This is a genomic window from Rugamonas sp. (assembly GCF_025354735.1).
GTDB lineage: Bacteria > Pseudomonadota > Gammaproteobacteria > Burkholderiales > Burkholderiaceae_D > Rugamonas.
Genome location: NZ_JANXMI010000001.1, coordinates 87,250 through 108,141 on the forward strand (window position 1 = coordinate 87,250; position 20,892 = coordinate 108,141).

Sequence of the window (20,892 nt, forward strand, 5' to 3'; positions counted from 1 at the left end):
CTCGCGGCGGCGCGCATCAGGCCACCCCGTTTTCGCTGAGGAAGCGGGCCCGCTCCGGCAGCACGTCGATATGCTCGGCCACCAGGCGCAGGAAATCGTTCCTGTCGTTGGTCTGGCGCGCCGCGCGTTTCGCCACCACCTTGGCGATGGGGCCGATGAAGACGGTCAGCTTCTGGACGGTGCTGTCGATAAACGCATCGTCGTAGGCGACCGGGGCGCGGACCGCCGAGCGGCCGGCCTGGCCGCCCACGCCGGTCCCGGTCCCGGTTCCGGTTCCGGTGCGCATGCCGAGGCCGGTGGCGCCGCTGCCCAGCGCGGTGCGGGTGCTGGCGGCACCGCTGCCGGTGCCGCTGGCGGCCAGCTTTTTCTTGAGCAGCGCGACGCTGGCCTGGAATTCCAGCCGGCCGACGTCGGACGGGATGTGCGGCAGCAGCAGGTCGCACAAATCGTCGATGCCGTCGGCCTGCGCCGCCACTTTCTTGAGCAGGAACTTGGCCATCGGGCCGATCTGGCGCGACAGGATGGTGTCGAGTTCCGGGAACGCTTCGAGCTTCCACGGCGTCATGGTGTTGCTGCCGGTGCCGGTGCCGAGGCCGGCGCCGGTGGCCGGGCCGGCCTGCGGCGCCGGGTTGAAGCGCAGCCCGGCCGCCATCACGGTGCGGTCGGCGTCGCCCATGGCGGTGGCGTCGGGGTCGGCGCCGTCGGGCTGGCCGGCCTGGTTCAACGCGTCGAGGAAGGCGCGGGCCGACGCGTAGCGCTCGGCCGGCGCCTTGGCCAGGGCGCGCTCCAGAATGCGGTCGTAGCCGGTGCCCAGCGCGGGCAGCACGCGCGACGGCGGCGCCGGCATTTCGTTGAGGATTTGCTGCATGACGATGGAGGGCGAGCCGACGAAGGGCCGCACGCCGGTCAGCATCTGGTACAGCAGGATGCCGGCCGAGAACACGTCGGAGCGGCCGTCGACGGTCTCGCCGCGGAACTGCTCGGGCGACATATAGCTCGGCGTGCCTATCATGGAGCCGGTCTGAGTCAGCGTCGACGATTCGATGCGGGCGATGCCGAAGTCGCTCACCTTGACCTGGGCCGCCGACGTGATGAGCAGGTTGGCCGGCTTGATATCGCGGTGGACCACGCCGCGCGAGTGGGCGTATTCGAGCGCCAGCAACAGGTCGCCCATCCAGGCGTTGATGCGGGGCAGGGCGGTCGGCTGGTCGGGCACCATCAGCGTGTTGAGCGCGGTGCCGTCGACGAATTCCATGGCGATGTAGGCCGATTCGCTGTCCTCGCCATAGTCGTACACCATGACGATGTTGGGGTGTTGCAGCCGGCCGGCGGCCTGGGCCTCGTTCTTGAAGCGGCTGATGAGGTCGGCCTGCTGGGCGTCGCTGAACAGCTCCTTGCGGATGGTCTTGAGCGCCACCACGCGCTCGATGTGCGGATCGAAGGCCTTGTAGACGACGCCCATGGCACCCTTGCCGAGGATGCTGTCGATACGGTATTTGCCCAGGTGTTCAAGCATGAAATCGGTCCGCCTTATTCGTCGAGCATTTTCATCGCGCTCGCCAGGCTGGTGCGCATGCGGCCGAAGGAGCGCGCCAGCACCGACAATTCGTCATTGCCCTTGACGTCGAGTTCCTCGGCGTTGAATTCGCCCAGGCTGACCTGGTCGGCCAGGCGCGACATCTGCGTGATGCGGCGCGTGACGAACATGTGGACCATGACGTTGAGGGCGATGAACAGGAACACGAAGATGCCCAGCATCGACAGCATATACGTGCGCAGCATCACATTGGCCCGTTGCAGCGGCACGTCCATCGGCACCGACACCACCTGGGCGCCGATCACTTCCATATGCTTCCAGCCGAAGCCGTTGTTGCGGCCGTAGATGTCGATCATGGTCTTGGGCGCGTTGTCGGGCACGCTGTGGCAGCGCAAACAGGCCGCGTTGGTGATTTGCAGCGGCCGCGCCACGTACAGCGCCGGGCCGATCGAGGTGGCGCGCTCGCCCACCAGCTCCTTGAGCGTGGGCTTGGCGCGCAGGGTGTTGACCAGGTCGGCCTCCCAGTCCGAGGCGCGGTCGCGCAGATTGGTCGGGTTCAGCGTCGCTTCCTTGTAGCTGAAGTCGGGATAGGATTTGAGCAGCTGGTTCAGGTGCTCGGTGGCGGCGTACGAGGGGATCGACTGCGGCAGGAATTCATATTTGAGGTGGGTTTCGAGCAGCGGCAAGATCTGGCTCGACGTGTAGCTGCGCGCGGCGAGGGCGGCCTGCATCAGCACGCGCGCGCTTTGCAGCGTCTCCTCGCGTGCGTTTTGCTGCAACAGATAATTGGTGACGGCGCTGGCGGCGACAAAGCCGAGCCCGAAAATGGTCAGGAAGACGATATTGAATTTCGCGGCGAGCGACAGTTTCATGACGGGCCTTGGGGCGGAAGTGGATGGGAGCGGGGACAGGCTCAGCGGGCTATTTACAGGCTATTGATGCGCGACCGACGGCGGCGCCGGTTTTTTGGGCGGCGGCGGATAGAATCGGCGTTGCAACGTTTGGCGCAGCGCCGGCGCGTCGGCCAGCCACGGCGTGACCTGGCTGAACGTGGCGGCGGCGTCGAGCTTGGGCGCCACCGCCACGCCTTTGCTGTTGACCGATACCAGGGTATCGAGGAAGGTAGGTGGCATGCCGCCCAGGAAATCGCGGGGCGCGCGCGGCAGTAATTTCAGCAGCTCGGCCGCGTTGCGCACGGCATATTGCTCGCGCAGGACCTTGACGGCGCGCGCCGTTTTCCCCGCCTCGGCATCGCTGACGAGCAGCTCGCCATTTTCGACAAACAGTTCGGTTTTCCGGGCCGCGTGGCGCACCGTCACCGAACCGCCGGCCACGGCGAAGGCGAGGGCGCCGCTGGCGATCCGGGGCGCGTTGTCGGCGTTCGTGCCGGCGGCCTGAACTTTCAGCCAGCCGTCCAGCAGCTGCACTTCCGGCGCGCCGGCGCCCAGCTTGAAATACACGCGGGTGGCGGGGCCCAGGGCCAGCGTGGCGATGCCGGCGATGTCGATTTGCACGCCGCCGTCGCCGGTTTCGAGCAGGTCGCCGCTTTGCAGACGGGCGCCGCGCACCGCGCTATAGAAATTGGTGCCGCGCAGCAGGCGTACCGGCTGTGCCGCGTCGGAGAGTGTGGTCTCGGCCCGGGCCGGCAGTACGGTGTGCAGCAGGGCCATCGTCAACAGCAGATAGGAAAGGTGGTACACGTTTCTGCTCACTGGTAGGACCTTCGATTGTGCGTTCGGCGTGGCCTCGCGCCGGGGGCGGCGTTCCTGTCGGCGATTCAAGGCGTAATTGTACCGCAGGCAACCCCGGCGGAAGTTGCAATTTTTGCAGATGATTAGGAATTAATTAATGTTTGCCCGGTAGCGATAACGTTGATTTTGATCCGGGCAACGCGGTGGCATGTTTTCTTTAAAGAAAGGATTTCTTGACCTCGATATCAATAAGAAGTATTATTGGTACATGTTTTGTGATCCAGCCGATTACATATCTGTCATTTAATCTTTTCGTAGGAGAATAAAATGCACGCCTCTAACAACCACAGCAACAACGCCACCGTCGCCGCCAGCTCGCTGGACGATCATCGCACCGCCCGCAACATGTCCGACCGCGTCGCGCTCGGCATCACGCTGACGCTGCGCTTCTTTGCCGACACCTTCTTTGCCAAGCGCTACGGCAATCGCGCCATCGTGCTTGAAACGGTCGCCGCCGTGCCGGGGATGGTCGGTGGCATGCTGGTCCATTTGCGCTGCCTGCGCTGGATGGTGCCCGACCACGGCTGGATCCGCACCCTGCTCGACGAAGCTGAAAATGAACGGATGCACCTGATGACCTTCGTCCAGATCGCACAGCCGAATTGGTTCGAGCGCTTCGTCGTCTTGTCGGTGCAAGCGATATTTTTCGTCACCTTCTTCATGCTGTACCTGCTGTCGCCGCGTACCGCGCACCGCTTGGTCGGCTATTTCGAGGAGCAGGCGGTCATCAGTTACACCCTCTACCTGACGGAAATCGATGACGGCCGGGTTGAAAACATCGCCGCGCCGGATATCGCCATCGCCTACTGGAACCTCGCTGCCGATGCGCGCCTGCGTGAAGTGGTCATCGCCGTGCGTAACGATGAAATGGGTCACCGCGACGTCAATCATGAGTTCGCCGATATTTTGACGGCGGGTCCAGTCGCTCAGGAAGTCTGAGCGGGAGTACGGTACGCCGCCGTCCTTGAGCGCATTAACCCGCGCTCAAGGACGGCGGCGGCAAACAGGTTTATTCACCTGTTATTTAACCAGATAATCAGCCTTGTCTTTACCCTGCAACCACAATGGAGCGCGCCCACGGCCGGTCCAGGTTGCACCGGTTTCTGAATTCTTATATTTTACGGCGACGGACGCTTTCGTTTTGGCAGCCTTACCTTTAGCCCCCGACGTTTGCAGATCCGATACCGTCAATCCATACTGTTGCATGATTGCGTGTATCTGCGTCTTGGCTTCCGCTATCTCATTCTGCCTCGCCGTCTCGGCAAGCGCCTTCAGCTTTGCGATTTCTTCGGCGTATTTTGCATACGTGCTCATATCGGCTCCTGAAAAGATAAATGATGGAGTAACTGTAGCACGCTCGATCTCAAAAATCCAATCCCATATTTTTACAGGGCTGTGAAACCGGCGGCCGAAATATGGCGATGAATTTCTCGTAAAAACATCTGAGTTTCATATATTCCGGCGTGGGTGACTCAAGTTACATACTTCCATCCCGCGCCAGTTCATCATCTACGTTTTTACTAAACGTGGAGTAGCAAATGCAAAAGAATATAGGCCTGTTCGACCGTCGTGGCCGTGTCATCCTTGGTGTCGTCCTGGCGCTGTTTTTTATCCGGGAAGACGCCTGGCGCTGGGTCGGCCTGCTATCGCCGGTCATGTTCGCGACGGCTTATATATCGTGGTGTCCCATCTACCGGGCGCTGGGCATGCGCACCACGCCGAAACCGAAGTCCAGGGCAAAGTGAACGCCTGAGGCCACGTCGGTACAAAAATGCAAAATCCCTGGCAAGATTTAAAGATGTATGTATAATAAATCTTATCGCGCAGGTTTGCGCCGACGTTCACGGAGGCATCATGACCCACTACTCAACCCCAGCAAAACTTCTGACCTGGACTTCGACTCCCTGGGACGGGCGGCGCCCCTTGCGCGTCAAGCCTATGGTGCCGGGCACCGCGGGTCTGCACAGTCTGGTTTCCACGGTGCGACAGTTCTCTGTCTTGCGTTGCATCGAGTGGGCAAATAATTGCCTCGGCCTGGCGAAGCGGGCAACCGTGCAACGCACGGCAGGATTATCGGTGGCCGCAGTGGCAGCGGATACACGCGATCTGTCGGGAGGCTGCGCCGCATGTCGCGGCGCGCATTTCGAAATCGGCGCGATTTCGTGCGGTCAGGAATATCTATAAGGCGTAGTTCTACCGGTGCCATGCGTAAGTAAGCGCATTACATTTCGGTCTATTTTAGGATTATATGAAACTCAGCAAATTGTTTGTCACACTAGCACTGGCCTCCCTGGCATCGATATCCATGGCCGGTGAAATCAAACCCTACGACCAGGCCGCATTCGACCAACTGGCCATTGCCGGCAAGCCCGTCGTTCTGTCCATATACGCCACCTGGTGCACCACCTGCAAGGCGCAAAAGCCCATCGAGGACGAATTGATGCACGCTCCGGCTTATCGCGACCTCACGATGATGACGATAGACTTCGATGCCGCCAAACCGCTGCTCGCGAAATATCACGTCGCCATGCAAAGTACGCTCATAGCTTTCAAGGCTGGCAAGGAAGTGGGGCGATCGGTAGGCGATACCACGCATGCCGGCATCGCAGCCTTATTCAAGAAAACCCTGAATTAAGAGCGGCTATGGATTTCGGCCCCACCTCATATGGATTCGGCTTCGCCGCCGGCCTCTTATCGCCCTTATCGCCCTGCGTTTTACCCATCATCCCGATCCTGTTGGGAACAGCGGCGAATGCGCATCCACGGGCGTCATTGGCCCTGGCTGGCGGACTGGCGATTTCCTACGCGGTGATCGGCACCACACTGGCTTCCGTTGGCACGGTGGTGGGTCTGGACGGCGAGATACTGAAAACAGGCGGCGCCGCGATACTGGGCCTTATCGGCCTGGTTTTGATGTCGACAAAACTGCAGGAACGCTTCGCGCGCACGACGTCGCGCGTCAGCGACGCCGGCAACACGCTGCTGGCCAAAATATCCATCGACGGCTTGGCGGGACAATTTATCGTCGGCCTGTTGCTGGGCGTGGTCTGGAGTCCATGCGTCGGTCCGACCCTGGGCGCGGCCGTCGTGCTGGCCAGCCAGGGCGCGCACACCCTGCAAGTGGCGGCCATGATGGCGCTGTTTGGATTGGGCGCGGCCGCTCCCGTCGTCGTGCTGGGCATGCTGTCGAAACGCATACTCGGCTCGACGCGGGGGAAGTTGCTGATGGCGGGCAGGGCGGGCAAGGTAGCGATGGGCGCTTCGATGGTACTGGTGTCGATGCTGATTATTAGCGGATACGACAAGCAGTTGGAAAGTTCCATCGTTGAATTCTCCCCATCCTGGCTGACGGCAATCACTACCAAGTTTTAGCCCCGCCGGCGCATGATTTCTAAAAGACAGCCTTAAGGAAAAGCGCCACCGCCACCAGCGCGGACACAAGGGCAAATGCCTTTTGCAGATGCTGGCCCGCCAGTTTCGATGCGACCAGACGGCCGCCGGTCATGCCCACCAGGGCGCCGGCGGAAAACGGCAGGGCAATCGCCCATTGCAAATGCCCCGTGGCGGCGCTGGCGGCAACGCCCGACATCGACACCAGCGCGATCACGGCGAGCGAGGTGGCCACCACGGACTGCGTGCTCAAGTCGGTGTAGCGTTGCAGCGCCGGCACCATCACGAAGCCGCCGCCCACCCCAAGCAAGCCCGACAAGGCGCCCGCCACGACGCCCGACAACGCGAGCGCCCTGGCGCAGGGCGCGGTCCAGTTCAACTTGCCGCGCTTGGCGTCGAACCGGCATGGCGGCGGCCGCTTGTCGTGCGCGCCGGCGTTGGCCGCGGCCGGCATCGAGCGCTGATACACCCGCAAGGCGACGTAGAGGAGGACCAGCGAAAACGCCACCGTCAGCGGCCGGTTCGGACTGCGTTGCGTCAGCCACAATCCGGCCGGCGAGCAGAGCACGCCGGCCCCGGCGATCAGCAGCGCCGCCTTGTACCGCACGGTGCCGTTCTTGAGCCCCATCACGGCGCCCAGCGCCGCCGCCAGGCCGACCGCCAGCAAGCCTATCGGCCCGGCTTCGGCCATGCTCAGGCCGGCGCCGAAAACCAGCAGCGGCACGGCCAGTATTCCTCCTCCGGCGCCGGTCAGGGCGAGAATGAGGCCGACAGCGAAGCCGAGTAACAAGACCGTGGTCATCGCGCGGCCCCTCCGTATCGGCGCGCCATCATAGATCCGCCAGCCGCGGTTTCGCCATCCATTCGCGTCCCTTCAGCATGCCCATCCAGTACAGCGGCGGCAAGATGCGCTCCTTGAGCAGCCACGCCAGCTGCGATGGCCGGGTACCGTCGATCAGCCACGCCGGAAAGCTGGGCGCGAGCTTGCCGCCGTAGGTGAATTCGGCCAGCACGATCTTGCCGCGTTCGACCGTGAGCGGGCAGGAGCCGTAGCCGTCGTAGCGGGCCTTGCCCCGCGCCCGGCCCAGCGCCGCCAGCACATTGTGCGCCACCACGGGCGCCTGCTTGCGGGCCGCCGCCGCCGTTTTGGCGTTGCTCGTGTTGACGACGTCGCCGAGCGCATGAATATTCGGCCAGGTCTTGTGCCGCAGCGTGGCGGGATCGACGTCGAGCCAGCCCGCCGCATCGGCCAGGGCGCTGATGCGGATGAAATCCGGCGCCACTTGCGGCGGCACCACGTGCAGCATGTCGAACGGCTGCTGGAAGAATTCCTTGCCGCCGTCGGCCGTGTTGCGACTGAAGGTGGCGAGCTTCGCCGGCCCGTCCACGCTGGTCAGCGTGTGGCCGAAATGGAGTCCGACGCCATAGGCATCGATGTATTCCATCAGCGCCGGCACGTAATCGGCCACGCCGAACAGCACGGCGCCGGCGCAGCGGAACTCGATCTCCATCTGGCCGAGCAGGCCGTGGCGGCGCCAGTGGTCGGCCGCCAGGTACATGGCTTTTTGCGGCGCGCCGGCGCATTTGATGGGCATGGGCGGCTGCGTGAAAATGGCCCGTCCGCCGCGCGCATTCCGGATCAGCTGCCAGGTGTAGGGCGCCAGATCGTAGCGGTAGTTGGAGGTGACGCCGTTGCGGCCCAGCGTGTCGGACAAGCCTTCGATGGCCTGCCAGTCGAGCTTGAGGCCCGGACAAATCACCAGTTGTTCGTACTTGAGCACCTTGCCGCCCTCGAGAATGACGGCATTGCGCTCGGGCTCGAACGCCGCCACGGCGGACTTGATCCAGTGCGCGCCGCGCGGGATGGTGCTGGCCATGGTGCGGGCGGTGTCGGCGGCATCGAACACGCCGGCGCCGACCAGCGTCCAGCCGGGCTGGTAATAATGGACCTCGGACGGGTCGATGATGGCGATGTCCAGGCCGGGATCGCGCGCCAGCAGGCTGGCGGCGGTGGCGATGCCGGCGGCGCCGCCGCCGATGACGAGGACCGTATGCGCCGCTACCGCCAGGTCGGCGGGCGTGCGGCCTTTTTCCAGGATGCGCCGCACCAGCCCTTTCAGGTCGAAGCCGGCTTTCTTTGCCGTATCGATGATCTGCGCCAGCGGCAGTTGTTCGGCCTGCGACAGCGCCCACATCGTCGTCGAACGCATGCCGGTGCGGCAATATGCCAGCACCGGTTGCGGCGACTGCTCGCGCAGTTGGCCGAAGGTGCGTACTTGCTCGTCGCTGACCTTGCCCGATTCGGCCGGCAGATAGTGCGCCGTCATACCGAGCGCCAGCGCCGCGCCTTCGATCTCCGCGAATGCGGGCTGGTCTACGCCTTCGGCATCGGGCCGGTTGCAGATGATGGTCAGGAAGCCTGCCGCGCGGATCGCCGCCAGTTGTTCCGGCAAGACTTGCGCCGATATCGATAAGCCGGGCGCGAGTTGATGAATTTCCATAGTCTCTCTATTTAACTGGTTCAAAGTGCATCAGACTGCGCTGAGCGGGATTTTCAGATAGCGCTTGCCGTTCGTTTCCGGTTCTGGAAAATGTCCGGCGCGCATATTCACCTGGACGGCGGGCAGCAGCAGCGTCGGCATGTCCAGCGACGCGTCGCGCTCGGTGCGCATGGCAACAAATTCGTCTTCGCTGATGCCTTGGCGGACATGGACATTGCCGGCCCGCTCCTCGGCTACCGTGCTGACATAGCGCACTTCGCGGCCGCCCGGCTGATAGTCGTGGCACATATAGAGCAAGGTATCGTCCGGCAAGCTCAGAACCTTGCTAATGGAGCGGTACAGCGCGCGCGCATCGCCGCCGGGAAAGTCGCAGCGGGCCGTGCCGTAGTCGGGCATGAACAGGGTGTCGCCGACCAGCGCGGCGCTGTGCCGGCCGTCGCTGATGACGTAGGTCATGCAGGCCGGCGTGTGGCCGGGCGTGTGCAGCGTGCGGCACTGCAAACGGCCGATGGAAAAGGGCTCATCGTCGCCGAACAGTTGGTCGAACTGGCTGCCGTCGCGCGCCATGTCGCTGCCCGTGTTGAACAGCGTGCCGAACACTTGCTGGACGGTGGCGATCTGCTGGCCGATGCCGATGCGGCCGCCCAGCTTGCGCTTGAGGTAAGGCGCGGCCGACAAATGGTCGGCGTGGACGTGCGTCTCCAATATCCAGTCGACCTGCGCACCGAGTTCCCTCACCCGGGCGATCAAGCGGTCGGCCGATGTCGTGCTGGTCTGGCCCGACTTGTGGTCGTAGTCGAGCACGCTGTCTATCAAGGCGCAGCGGGCGCTGGCGGGGTCGAGCACCAGATAGGAAACCGTGCTGGTGGCGGGGTCGAAAAACCCCTCGATGTGTAGTGGCGTGTTGCTCATGATCTGACATTCTCCTGGTGGTACTGATACTTTCCGGTAATATTGCAAGACCCGTGCCAACGCTAGCGCCCGCAGGAGGAGCTTGGTAGGCCGTTGATTATATTGATATTTTTTCAAATGGCGGAAACGCGGAGTGGCCGTGGCAGAGATGGGACTGCCAAATGGCAGCGTGCTTGACAGACATGGCAGTCCCGCGTCACTATGGCGGATGACCAGGAGCCACGATGCCAACCCCGCCTTCCCCCAGCAATGAAGCGTCGCCACTCCACGCCACGGTGCAGTCATTGATTTCGTTTCTCGAACACGAAACGCAGCCGATGATCGTGCTCGATCCGGATTACAACATCCTCGCGGCCAACACCGCGTACCGGCGGCAATTCGGCAGCAGCGACCAGCCCTTCATCGGCCACAAATGCTATCGGATTTCCCATCATTACGATGTGCCTTGCGACCAGGCCGGCGAACATTGTCCAATGAAAAAAGCGCAGGAACTGCGCGGGCCGGACCGCGTGCTGCACATCCATCACACGCCGCGCGGGCCCGAGCACGTCGCCGTCGAGTTGCGGCCGATTTTCGACGAGGAGGGCGCCATCACCGCCTACGTGGAAAGGCTCGAGGTCGTGCGCAGCGCGTCGGCGCGCCCCAGCGAGGAAGGCCTGGTCGGCCGTTCGGCGGCGTTCAACCAGGTATTGGCGGCCTTGCAGCGCGTGGCGCCGTCGATGTTGCCGGTGCTGTTGCTGGGGGAGTCGGGCACGGGCAAGGAATTGTTCGCGCGCGCCGTGCACGAGACCAGCAAACGGTCCGCCGGTCCCTTTGTCGTGGTCGATTGCTCGGGATTGACGGAAACGCTGTTCGAAAGCGAATTGTTCGGCCACGAGAAAGGCGCGTTTACCGGCGCGACGTCGCGCAAGCCGGGGCTGGTCGAGACGGCGCAGGGCGGCACCCTGTTCCTCGATGAAATCGGCGACGTGCCGCTGGCCATGCAGGTGAAGCTGCTGCGGCTGATTGAATCGGGCACTTACCGGCGCGTCGGCAGCGTCGACACGCAGCATGCGGATTTCCGGCTGGTGGCGGCCACGCACAAACCGCTGGATCAGATGATGGCGCAAGGGACTTTCCGGCAAGATTTGTACTACCGGATCAGCGCCTTCCCTATTTTGTTGCCGCCGTTGCGAGAGCGGGCCGAGGACATCGCCTTGCTGGTGCATTCATTTTTGCAGCGGGCGGCGGACGCCGGCAAACCCAGGCTGACGATGGCGCCGAATGCGATGGCGCTGTTACAGCAGCGCGCCTGGCCCGGCAATGTGCGTGAATTGCGCAACGTGCTGGAACGGGCCCGACTGTTCGCCGATGATGGCGTGATCCGCATCGAGCACCTGCCGGCCGCGCCGATGGGGCAGGGCGCCGTCGCGGACGTACTGCCCCCCGGCGACGGCCCGACGCTGGCGCAAGTGTTCGCCACCTTTGACGGCACCCGCAAGGAATTGGCTGCCCATCTGCGCTTTAGCGAGCGCACCTTGTACCGCCGGCTGAAAGAACAAAACCTCGACTAGGCCGCCCACCGCCGATACCCAGGGAATTTCTTGACACGCAATCGGGGCGTGCCGACCGTTGTTTTCTGATAAATGGGCGGCGTCAAAATTGGACCATCAAAGCTGCGTGAACAAGGACCATGAAACTAGGTGTACCATCGTCGCGACGCTTTCTTCTTACACCTGTATTACACCTGCGGCCAGTGCCACACGCGGAGTCGACCATGAAGGCCATACCGCATCTATGTTTGCACCTGTGTTTTTGCCTGAGTCTTTGCGCCGAGGCGGACGCTGCGCCGCCGCTGGTGCTCAATACGCCTTTCAATGCGCCGCTCACTTCCGCCCGACATGACGGCCAGCTCGATTTGCTGTACGCCAGCCTGTTTCATCGGCTGGGCTTGCAGGTGCAAATTCAGTATATTGCGGCCGAGCGCGGCTTGCTGAACTCGAATAGCGGCGTCGACGACGGCGAAGTCGCGCGCATTGCGGGAATCGAGCGGCTGTATCCGAATCTAATACGGGTGCCGGAAGCGGTCATGAGTTACCAGATGGTGGTCTTTAGTCGTGGCCTGCATCTTGCGATAACCGGGCCGGCCAGCCTGGAGCCCTACGACGTCGGCATCGTGCTCGGCTGGAAAAGCCTGGAGCGCGCCGTCACCGGCACGCGCTCTTTGACCAAGGTGGGAAATGGCGAACAGCTGTTTAATATGCTGGCGATGGGCCGCATCGACCTTGCCGTATTTGAACGGCAGCAGGGTCTGAATCTGATCCGTCGCATGGGCCTGAAAGGCATAGCGGTGGCCGACGCGCCCCTTATCGCCGGCGAACAGTATATGTTCCTGAATAAAAAACACGCCGCCCTGGTTCCCCGTTTGACAGCGGAATTGCGCGCGATGAAACGGGACGGTTCTTTTCAACGCATATTGGACGATGTTCAACGCCGCGAACAGGAGTAGCGGCGCGTGTTCCGGGTGAAAGGCCAGGACGGTATGGATATCGATAGGCAAAGGCGCACATGGACGCGCGGCTTCCTGGCCGGCGCGCTCGGCTTGCTGCTGCCACAGCACGCCGCCGCCAGGCCGCCGCTGAAACTGGCGGTGATGTCGGTACTGCCGCTAGGCATGGTCGACGCCACGGGCAAGCCCTTCGGCATGTACGCGGACATGGGCGTCCAGGTCGTGCGCGACGCCGGATTCGAGGCCGAGGTCGCCGTCGTGCCGTTGCCGCGCGCCATCGCGCTGCTCGCCGCCGGGCAGAGCGACTTGCTGATCGCCTTCCAGACCAAGCCCATCGCCGACGCCGCGATACCGCTGTATTACGTAGCCAATGTCGACGTGATTATCGCCGGCCTGCGCGGCTCATCATTCAACAACCTGTCCGATTTGCACGGCAAAACCGTCGGCCAGCAGCGCGGCGCCGATTACGATCCCCGTTTCTCCGGCGACAGCGCCATCAAAAAATACGACGTCACCGATACGCCGCATCTGTTGCGCATGTTGATGGCGGGCCGGGTCGATGCCGTCATCGCCAACGCCAACACCTTGCTGTATTACCTTAAATCGGCCGGCATGTCTCGGGATCAACTGGGGAGTTTCATGCTGGTCAGGCGCCGCCAGTCGTGGCTGTGGTATTCACGGAAAACCTACGAGGAAGCGACCGCGCTCAAGCTCAAGGCGGCGTTGCGGCGCATGCATGCGAATGGCGAACTGGATGCGATTTATCAGCATTATGTGCAGGGGCTGTAGAGTATGCCGAGCGCTGTCGTATTTCAGAGACCGCGAAAGATGGATGAGTAGCAATTTAATATGAACGTGCTAGTATGAAATTAAGGGTGGATAGCATTTTTTGCCGCCGGATATAAGCATTTTTGGGCGGAAAATTGGCAATCAATAATATAGATGATTGGTTTTTTTATTATTTCCCGGGCGCTGGCGATTAATTCCCCATAAGCTGGCGCAAGCGCGGTCAGCGGCGTACCGCGTGCTGGGCTAGCCGCAACAAGTGTCCAATCCACCTGGGAGCTTCATATAATGAAAAAATTCATACACTTCTCTACGCTTGCACTGGTCCCCATCGGCATGATGGCGGTTTCCACTTTATCCCTCGCCCAGGTGACGACGCCGCAGCCCGAATTGAAAACCACGCCCACCGAAATGGTCGATACGCTCAATACCGTATTTGGCCCGCATAAGGAACGCGCCATTCATGCCAAGGGTATCTTGCTTGAAGGTACGTTCACACCGGCGCCGACGGCGGCCAGCATCAGCATGGCGCCGCATCTGCAAAAGAAGTCCGTGCCCGTCATCGTGCGCTTCTCGAACTTTGCCGGCGTGCCCGATATTCCAGACAATCACCCGCTGGCCTCGCCGCGCGGCATGGCGATCCGCTTCAAGCTGCCCGATGGCAGCAACTCGGACATGGTGGTGCACTCCTTTAACGGCTTCCCCAGCGCCAACGCCGACCAGTTCCGTGAATTGCTGCAAGCGCTGGCGGCGAGCGGCCCCGACGCCGCCAAGCCCACCGCGCTGGACAATTATCTGGGCACGCATCCCATCGCCAAGAACTTTTTGACGGCCGCCAAACCGGCGCCGGTCAGCTACGGCAGCCTGCCTTACTTCGGCGTGAACGCATTCAAATTCACCAATGCGGCCGGCAAGGTGACGTATGGCCGCTACCGTATCGTGCCGCTGGCCCCGGCCGCCTACCTGAACGATGCCCAGACCAAGGCGGCCGCCCCCGCTTATCTGGGCGAGGAAATCACCGCGCATGTGGCCAAGCAAGCCGTGAAGTTCAAGCTGCTGGTGCAGGTCGCCGCAAAAGAAGACAAGGTGGATGATCCCTCCGTGGCCTGGCCGGACAGCCGCCACACGGTCGAACTGGGCACCATCTCGATAGACAAGGTGGCGCCGGATATGGCGGCGGCCCAGAAAGCCATAGTGTTCATGCCCAATGCGCTGCCCAAGGGAATCGAAGTGGAAGATCAGATGGTCAACTTCCGCTCCAACGCCTACGCGGTGTCGTTCGGCCGCCGCCAGTAGACAGGTCAAGGCCGCAGGGGATTCATTTTCCCCTGCGGTTTTTCTTGAACTTTAAAGATGTATATAGTATGATTGTTTATCGAATTTTCCTTCACTCTCAAAGGTAGCCTCTCATGCTGACAACTGAACAAAAAGCCATCGTCACCGCCACCGTGCCCATCCTCGAAGTCGGCGGCGAGTCCCTGACCCGTCACTTTTACCAAGTGCTGTTCCATGACTTCCCGCAAGTGCTGCCGCTGTTCAACCAGGCCAACCAGGCCGACGGCAACCAGCAGCGCGCGCTGGCCGATGCCGTGCTGATCTACGCAAGAAATATCGACCGCCTGGAACAATTGGGCACGCTGGCGTCGACCATCATCAACAAGCACGTCTCGCTGCAAATCGAACGCGAACACTATCCCATGGTCGGCGCCTCGCTGCTCAAGGCCATCCGCGAAGTGCTGGGCGCCGAAGTGGCGACCGATGCCGTCATCGATGCCTGGGCCGCCGCCTACGGCCAGCTGGCCGACCTGCTGGCCGGCGCCGAGCAGGAAATTTACGATAAGAATGCAACGGCCGAAGGCGGCTGGCGCGGCGAGCGCACCTTCAAGGTGATCGCCAAAACCGCCGAAAGCGACGAAATCACGTCCTTCGTGCTGCAGCCAGCGGACGGCGGCAAGGTGCTCACCCACCACGCCGGGCAATATATCGGCGTGCTGGTCACGGTCGATGGCGAACAGTCCCGCCGCCAATATTCCCTGTCGGCGGCCAGCAACGGCACCGACTACCGCATCAGCGTCAAGCGCGAGCCGGGCGGCAAGGTCTCGAACTTCCTGCACGATCACGTCGGCGTCGGCGACAGCATCGGCCTGTTCCCGCCATCGGGCGACTTCGTGTTGAGAACCAGCGACAAACCGTTGGTGTTAATCAGCGGCGGCGTCGGCATCACGCCGACCCTGGCGATGCTCGACGTCGCGCTCGGCACGGGCCGGCCGGTGCACTTCATCCACGCCGCGCGCCACGGCGGCGTTCACGCCTTCCGCGAGCATATCGATGCGCTGGCCGCGGCGCACCCCCAGTTGCAGCGTTTTTACTGCTACGAAGCGGCCAATGACAGCTTCCCGCAGCCGCACGCCACCGGCCATTTGAATCAGCGGCAACTGGGGGAATGGTTGCCGGCCAGCCGCGATGTCGATGCCTATTTCCTCGGACCGACGGGCTTCATGAAGGCCATCAAGTCGCACTTGCTGGAACTGGGCGTGCCCCTCGCGCAAACCCACTACGAGTTCTTTGGACCGGCCGAAGCGTTGGCTTAAATTCATCGCGGGCTCGGATGCGCACTGCGGTAAGCGCATCCGGAACCGCCTACGCTATTTCCTGTTTTTACCGACTCCTCATGCACCTGCGCAAGCATACTTTCATCGCCGTACTCTGGATCGCCATGCTGGCGATCTTGATGGCGACGCTTGCGCCCTCGATTTCGCACATGCTGGCGGCCCGCGCCGCCGTCGATCCTCCCGCCTGCCACATGGACGTCAGCGCGGCCGCGAGTTCGCCATCGGGCGCCGGCAAGCACGTCCACGCGATGGCGATGGATGATTGCCAGTATTGCTCGATGCAGGGCCACCTGCCGATGCTGCCATGGGTCGCGCTCGTTGCGCCGGCGCTGATTCTTCTCGTGCGCTTTGCGCCACCGCTGTTTTTCCTCTCTCCTCAGCCGCTCTTCGCCTGGCTGCACGCACAATCACGGGCTCCGCCCGCGCGCTGACCCGGCCCTCCGGGCCACCGCGTTCCATCCCTTACTCCCTCAGGCAGCGCTTTGCTGCGCCGTCTTGCATGGCATCGCCACGTCGATTCGACGGGGTCGGCCCGCGCACGTCGGCAGATACGCCCACTTAGTCCCAGGAATACGCATGAAATCGATCTATGCTCCCTTCGTCCGCCGCGCTCCACTTTCGCCGTTGAACACCGGCGCCATCCTGCTGCTGGCCACTTGCATGGCGCTGTCGGTACAACAAGCGTGGGCCGCCGATCCCGCTGCCGCCGACGATGCACAGCCGATGGCGGTCGTCGTCGTCAGCGGCAGCGGTCCGGACCTGACGGAAGTGCGCTCACCGGCCACCACCGCCACCGTCACCGCCCGCCAGCTTGAAGAAACCAACAACGTCATGAACGTCGAAGACGCGCTCAAATACCTGCCCAGCATCCTGGTGCGCAAGCGCTTCGACGGCGACACCCAGGCCCCGGTGGCCACCCGCACCACCGGCGTCAACTCCAGCGCCCGCAGCCTGGTGATGGCCGACGGCGTGATGCTGTCGGCGCTGGTGAACAACAACAACGGCAACGGCTCGCCGCGCTGGTTCATGGTCGCACCCGAGGAAATCGACAGCGTCGACGTCATGTACGGCCCGTATTCGGCCGCCTACGCCGGCAACTCCTACGGCGCCGTCATCCAGCTCAACACGCGCATGCCGACCAGGTTCGAGGCCAGCGTCAAGGTCAACGCGGCCTCGCAGCACTTCGGCCTGTACGGCACCAGCGGGCGCTACGGCACGCAAGACCTCGGCGCCACCTTCGGCAACCGCGACGGCGCGCTGGCCTGGTTCGTCAGCGCCACCCACCTCGACAGCCACAGCCAGCCCATCACCTTCGGCACGCTGGCGCAATCGACCAAGGCGGCCGCGCCCGGCGACGCCGTCATCGGCGGCGCGTACGCCGACCGCAACCGCAGCAACGGCGCCATCCAGGTGCTCGGCGCCGGCAACATCACGCACACGGTGCAGGACAGCGTCAAGATCAAGCTGGCCTACGACCTCTCGCGCGACCTGAGCGCCGTCTACACGCTCGGCTACTGGCACAACATCGCCGACGCCGGCATGACGTCGTATCTGCGCGACGCGGCCGGCGCGCCGTATTACGGTGGCGCCAGCGGCAACGTCAACATCGGCGGCAAGGCCTACAGCGCCAGCGCCGTGGCCGGCCAATTCTCCGCCAACAGCAGCGACCAGCAGCACTGGATGCAAAGCCTGGACCTCAAGACCCGCCACGGCGCCGTCTGGGACTGGGACGCCATCGTCAGCAACTACCATTACGACAAGGATGTGACGCGCACCTCGACCGGTTTGTTCCCGGCCGGCCAGCGCGGCGGCGCCGGCCGCACCGCCGACGCCGGCGGCACCGGCTGGTCGACGGTGGACCTGAACGGCAGCTGGCATCCCGATGGCGCCAGCGGCGCGCACGTGCTCAACTTCGGCCTGCACGGCGACCAGTTCCAGCTGGTCAGTCCGACCTATGCCAGCGCCGACTGGACGGCGGGCGACCATGCCAGTCTCTACAGCGACTCGCGCGGCCAGACCCGCACCGAGGCGCTGTGGCTGCAAGACCGGTGGCGGGTGGCGCCGGCGCTGACGGCCACGCTCGGCGCGCGCTACGAGCGCTGGCGCGCCTTCGACGGCTACAACTATGCGCTGGCCGGCGGCAAGGGCTACGCCGTCTACCAGCCGCAAGTGGAACGCTCGGGCCTGTCGCCGAAAGCGGCGCTGAACTGGAAGATCGATCCCCAGTGGCAGGCCACGGCCTCCTACGGCAAGGCGCTGCGCTTTCCCACCGTCGGCGAGCTGTATCAGAACGTCCAGACCGGCACCACCTACACCCAGGCCAATCCCAATTTGAAACCGGAAAACGTGCAGTCCGGCGAACTGGCGATCGAGCGCAACGGCGCCGAGAGCAAGCTGCGCGTGTCCTTGTTCGAGGAGAAGGTGAGCGACGCGCTCATTTCGCAATCGTCGCTGATCGCCGGTTACGCGACGCCGGTGTCGTACACGCAAAACGTCGACCGGACGCGCCAGCGCGGCATCGAGCTGGTCGGCGAGCGCCAGAACGCGCTGATCCGCGGCCTGGATTTGAACGGTTCGCTCACCTATGTCGATGCCCGCATCCTCGGCAACAGCGGCTACGTGGCCACCGTCGCCGGCGCCACCTCGGTCGGCAAGCACACGCCGTACGTGCCGGCATGGCGCGCCACGGCGATGGCGACTTACCGTCCGGCCGACAAATGGGCCATCACGCTGGCGGCGCGCTACAGCGGCAAGCAGTACGGCACGGTCGACAACAGCGACGTCAACGGCCACAGCTACACCGGCTTCGACAGTTTCGTGGTGGCCGATGTGCGCGTGCACTATCAGATCAGCCGCCAGTGGAGCGCGGCCGCCGGCGTCGACAACCTGAACAACCGCAACTACTTCCTGTATCACCCCTTCCCGCAGCGGACCTTTTTCACCGAGCTGAAATTCAATTATTAAAACGGGAAAAGCCCCCGGCGCCGATTGCAAAGGCGCCGGGGGCTTTTTTTTTGATCGCGTCAGGCCGCTGGCGCGATTTCCCAGCCGCCGCCCAGGGCCTTGTATAAACGGATGGCGACCAGCGAAACGTCGGCATTGCTGCGCACCAGCGCGGTTTGCGCATCGAGCAAGCCGCGTTGGGTCAACAGCACGTCGAGGAAGGTGGCCGCGCCGCCCTTGTATCTCGCCAACGCCGCCTTGTAGGCGACGCGGTTGTTGTCCAGCGTGCCGTTCAATATCGAGCGGCGCCGTTGCACGCTGCCGTAGGCGATCAGGGCATCGTCGATCTCATGCCAGGCGTTGAGGACGGTCTTTTGATATAGCAGCGCCGCTTCCTGCTGCTGCGCTTTGCGCAACTCCACGGTGCGGGTGATGCGCCCGCCCTGAAAGATGGGCAAGTTGAGCGAGGGGCCGATGCCGAAGCGCCGGCTGTCCCAGTCACCCAGCGAGCCGAAGGACAGCGGATTCATGCTGAAACCGCCGGTCAGGGAAATGCTGGGATAGAAATCGGCCTCGGCGACACCGATGTCGGCCGTGGCCGCATGCAGCATCGCTTCGGCCTGGCGGATATCGGGCCGGCGCCGCGCCAGGTCCGACGACAGGCCCACCGGCATGTGCGCCGGCACCGGCGGTATCGGCGCGGCCGTGCGCAGTTGCTCGCTGAGCGTGCCCGGCGCTTCGCCCAACAGCAGGGCGAGCGCGTTCATCAGCCGTTCTTCCTGTTCTTCCAGCTCCGGCAATTGTGCTTCGATGGTGCCCAGCTGCGCCGCCGCTTCCGCCGTTTCCAGCTCGGTGGCCGCGCCGGCCTTGCGGCGCAGTTCGGTGAGCTGCAAGCTTTGGCGCGCCAATGCCAGCACTTCCGACACCGAGGCGTGGGTGGCCTGGGTGGCCCGCAGCTGCACATAATTGGCCGCCGTCTCGGTCAGCACGGTGAGGATGACGGCGTGGCGGTTGGCTTCGGCCGCCGTGCCGCGAGCGTCGGCCGATTCGAAGGCGCGCTTGGTGCGGCCCCAAAAGTCGAGCTCCCACGACGCGTCGAAACCGTAGCGGTACAGCGTGGCCGGGCCGCTGCCTTGAACGCCCGGCAATACCTCGTCGCTATTGGCCAGGCGCGCGACCGGCGCGGCGCCCGCGCGGGTGACGGAGGCGCTGCCGTTGAGGGTGGGCATCGAGGCCGAATTGACGATGCTGCGCGCGGTACGGCTTTGCAGCACGCGCGAGGTCGCCACTTTCACGTCGAGGTTGCTGTCCACGGCGCGCTGTATCAGGCTGTCGAGCGTGGGGTCGCCGAACGAGCGCCACCACATCGTCTCGACCGCTTGCAGCGTGGGCGTGCTGGCCGTGCCCGCTTGCTGGTGCAAGGACCATACGCTCGGCAAGGCCGCCTTGGGCGCCAAAAAGTTGGGACCGACGGTGGTGCAGCCGGCCGCGCAGGCCAGGGACACCAGGGCGACGCCGATTTTCAGGCGCGACCATGATGCTGATGATGTAGGGAGAGGCAAGTTCATCCTTTCACCCGCGCTTCAAGGCTGGTATCGATTTTCGGCAGCACGGACATGCCTACCCGCAAGCGCATGACGTCGGCCTGGCCTGTATCGAGCTTGATCTTGACCGGCAGCCTTTGGGCGATCTTCGTGAAATTACCGGTCGCGTTATCGGGCGTGATCGCCGAGAACGTCAGGCCGGTGGCGGGCGCGACGCTGTCGACGCTGCCTTTCAGCCGCAGGCCGGGGAAGGCGTCGACGACGATATCCACCGGCTGGCCGGTGCGCACATGGGTCAGCTGGATTTCACGGAAATTGCCCACGATATAGATGCTGCGCAACGGCACCACGGCCATCAGCGACGAACCCGCGTTGACGTAAGCGCCGACCCGCACCGCGCGCCGGCCGACGAAACCGGCCGTCGGCGC

At 63.4% G+C, this 20,892-nt stretch carries 22 protein-coding genes; 12 read left to right on the forward strand and 10 right to left on the reverse strand.

Going from position 1 to position 20,892, the window contains the following annotated elements:
• Positions 1-16: 16 nt before the first annotated feature.
• From Q0S71_RS00370 to Q0S71_RS00380, 3 genes are read right to left on the reverse strand one after another with little or no spacing between them, the layout of a single operon-like run.
• Positions 17-1,516, reverse strand: coding sequence for a serine/threonine-protein kinase (locus tag Q0S71_RS00370; RefSeq protein WP_295990024.1), 1,500 nt, complete (start codon positions 1,514-1,516; stop codon positions 17-19).
• A 14-nt stretch (positions 1,517-1,530) separates the two neighbouring features.
• On the reverse strand, positions 1,531-2,409 hold the full coding sequence (locus tag Q0S71_RS00375) for a DUF3365 domain-containing protein (protein WP_295990025.1): 879 nt from the start codon (positions 2,407-2,409) through the stop codon (positions 1,531-1,533).
• 60 nt (positions 2,410-2,469) lie between these two features.
• The gene (locus Q0S71_RS00380; RefSeq protein ID WP_295990026.1) at positions 2,470-3,237 is read right to left on the reverse strand and encodes a FecR domain-containing protein; all 768 of its coding nucleotides are present in this window, start codon (positions 3,235-3,237) and stop codon (positions 2,470-2,472) included.
• A gap of 318 nt (positions 3,238-3,555) precedes the next feature.
• Between Q0S71_RS00380 and Q0S71_RS00385 the strand changes: the two genes are divergently transcribed.
• On the forward strand, positions 3,556-4,227 hold the full coding sequence (locus tag Q0S71_RS00385) for an alternative oxidase (RefSeq protein ID WP_295990027.1): 672 nt from the start codon (positions 3,556-3,558) through the stop codon (positions 4,225-4,227).
• Between the two features lie 81 nt (positions 4,228-4,308).
• Here the strand turns inward: Q0S71_RS00385 and Q0S71_RS00390 are convergent, their stop codons facing one another.
• Positions 4,309-4,602, reverse strand: coding sequence for an H-NS histone family protein (locus Q0S71_RS00390; protein WP_295990029.1), 294 nt, complete (start codon positions 4,600-4,602; stop codon positions 4,309-4,311).
• Positions 4,603-4,826: 224 nt separating this feature from the next.
• Between Q0S71_RS00390 and Q0S71_RS00395 the strand changes: the two genes are divergently transcribed.
• From Q0S71_RS00395 to Q0S71_RS00410, 4 genes are all read left to right on the forward strand, one after another.
• Complete coding sequence (locus Q0S71_RS00395) at positions 4,827-5,033, forward strand: DUF2892 domain-containing protein (RefSeq protein ID WP_295990031.1); 207 nt, start codon at positions 4,827-4,829, stop codon at positions 5,031-5,033.
• 109 nt (positions 5,034-5,142) lie between these two features.
• A complete protein-coding gene (locus Q0S71_RS00400) occupies positions 5,143-5,472 on the forward strand; it encodes a hypothetical protein (protein ID WP_295990032.1) in 330 nt (109 codons plus the stop codon).
• Positions 5,473-5,536: 64 nt separating this feature from the next.
• Positions 5,537-5,923: a thioredoxin family protein gene (locus tag Q0S71_RS00405; RefSeq protein ID WP_295990035.1), complete on the forward strand. Its 387-nt coding sequence runs from the start codon at positions 5,537-5,539 to the stop codon at positions 5,921-5,923.
• An 8-nt stretch (positions 5,924-5,931) separates the two neighbouring features.
• Positions 5,932-6,660, forward strand: a complete 729-nt coding sequence (locus Q0S71_RS00410) for a cytochrome c biogenesis CcdA family protein (RefSeq protein WP_295990037.1) — start codon at positions 5,932-5,934, stop codon at positions 6,658-6,660.
• A 19-nt stretch (positions 6,661-6,679) separates the two neighbouring features.
• Here Q0S71_RS00410 and Q0S71_RS00415 read toward each other — a convergent pair whose 3' ends face one another.
• Genes Q0S71_RS00415 through Q0S71_RS00425 form a run of 3 tightly spaced genes read right to left on the reverse strand, consistent with a single transcriptional unit; the run spans position 6,680 to position 10,091 of the window.
• On the reverse strand, positions 6,680-7,480 hold the full coding sequence (locus tag Q0S71_RS00415) for a sulfite exporter TauE/SafE family protein (RefSeq protein WP_295990039.1): 801 nt from the start codon (positions 7,478-7,480) through the stop codon (positions 6,680-6,682).
• A 28-nt stretch (positions 7,481-7,508) separates the two neighbouring features.
• Entirely contained in the window at positions 7,509-9,179 is a 1,671-nt protein-coding gene (locus Q0S71_RS00420) for a bifunctional protein tyrosine phosphatase family protein/NAD(P)/FAD-dependent oxidoreductase (RefSeq protein ID WP_295990041.1), read from the reverse strand.
• A 30-nt stretch (positions 9,180-9,209) separates the two neighbouring features.
• A complete protein-coding gene (locus Q0S71_RS00425; protein ID WP_295990044.1) occupies positions 9,210-10,091 on the reverse strand; it encodes an MBL fold metallo-hydrolase in 882 nt (293 codons plus the stop codon).
• 224 nt (positions 10,092-10,315) lie between these two features.
• Between Q0S71_RS00425 and Q0S71_RS00430 the strand changes: the two genes are divergently transcribed.
• The 3 genes from Q0S71_RS00430 (at position 10,316) to Q0S71_RS00440 (ending at position 13,368) form a co-directional block, all read left to right on the forward strand.
• Positions 10,316-11,644 carry a sigma 54-interacting transcriptional regulator gene (locus Q0S71_RS00430; RefSeq protein ID WP_295990046.1) on the forward strand — a complete coding sequence of 443 codons (1,329 nt, stop codon included), beginning with the start codon at positions 10,316-10,318 and terminating at the stop codon, positions 11,642-11,644.
• Between the two features lie 203 nt (positions 11,645-11,847).
• Positions 11,848-12,579, forward strand: a complete 732-nt coding sequence (locus Q0S71_RS00435) for an ABC transporter substrate-binding protein (protein ID WP_295990048.1) — start codon at positions 11,848-11,850, stop codon at positions 12,577-12,579.
• A gap of 33 nt (positions 12,580-12,612) precedes the next feature.
• Positions 12,613-13,368 carry an ABC transporter substrate-binding protein gene (locus Q0S71_RS00440; protein ID WP_295990050.1) on the forward strand — a complete coding sequence of 252 codons (756 nt, stop codon included), beginning with the start codon at positions 12,613-12,615 and terminating at the stop codon, positions 13,366-13,368.
• A gap of 80 nt (positions 13,369-13,448) precedes the next feature.
• Here the strand turns inward: Q0S71_RS00440 and Q0S71_RS00445 are convergent, their stop codons facing one another.
• Positions 13,449-13,637, reverse strand: coding sequence for a hypothetical protein (locus Q0S71_RS00445; protein WP_295990052.1), 189 nt, complete (start codon positions 13,635-13,637; stop codon positions 13,449-13,451).
• Between the two features lie 16 nt (positions 13,638-13,653).
• Between Q0S71_RS00445 and Q0S71_RS00450 the strand changes: the two genes are divergently transcribed.
• The 4 genes from Q0S71_RS00450 (at position 13,654) to Q0S71_RS00465 (ending at position 18,941) form a co-directional block, all read left to right on the forward strand.
• Positions 13,654-14,661 carry a catalase family peroxidase gene (locus tag Q0S71_RS00450; RefSeq protein ID WP_295990054.1) on the forward strand — a complete coding sequence of 336 codons (1,008 nt, stop codon included), beginning with the start codon at positions 13,654-13,656 and terminating at the stop codon, positions 14,659-14,661.
• A gap of 113 nt (positions 14,662-14,774) precedes the next feature.
• Positions 14,775-15,956, forward strand: coding sequence for an NO-inducible flavohemoprotein (hmpA, locus tag Q0S71_RS00455; RefSeq protein ID WP_295990056.1), 1,182 nt, complete (start codon positions 14,775-14,777; stop codon positions 15,954-15,956).
• Between the two features lie 80 nt (positions 15,957-16,036).
• Positions 16,037-16,408, forward strand: a complete 372-nt coding sequence (locus Q0S71_RS00460) for a DUF2946 domain-containing protein (RefSeq protein ID WP_295990058.1) — start codon at positions 16,037-16,039, stop codon at positions 16,406-16,408.
• A 145-nt stretch (positions 16,409-16,553) separates the two neighbouring features.
• The gene (locus Q0S71_RS00465; RefSeq protein WP_295990059.1) at positions 16,554-18,941 is read left to right on the forward strand and encodes a TonB-dependent receptor; all 2,388 of its coding nucleotides are present in this window, start codon (positions 16,554-16,556) and stop codon (positions 18,939-18,941) included.
• A 59-nt stretch (positions 18,942-19,000) separates the two neighbouring features.
• Here the strand turns inward: Q0S71_RS00465 and Q0S71_RS00470 are convergent, their stop codons facing one another.
• Together Q0S71_RS00470 and Q0S71_RS00475 are read right to left on the reverse strand one after the other, a co-directional pair.
• Entirely contained in the window at positions 19,001-20,488 is a 1,488-nt protein-coding gene (locus tag Q0S71_RS00470; RefSeq protein ID WP_295990060.1) for an efflux transporter outer membrane subunit, read from the reverse strand.
• Positions 20,485-20,892: HlyD family secretion protein (locus tag Q0S71_RS00475; protein ID WP_295990061.1), on the reverse strand; the 408-nt coding region annotated here is incomplete at its 5' end. The genes Q0S71_RS00470 and Q0S71_RS00475, both read right to left, overlap by 4 nt.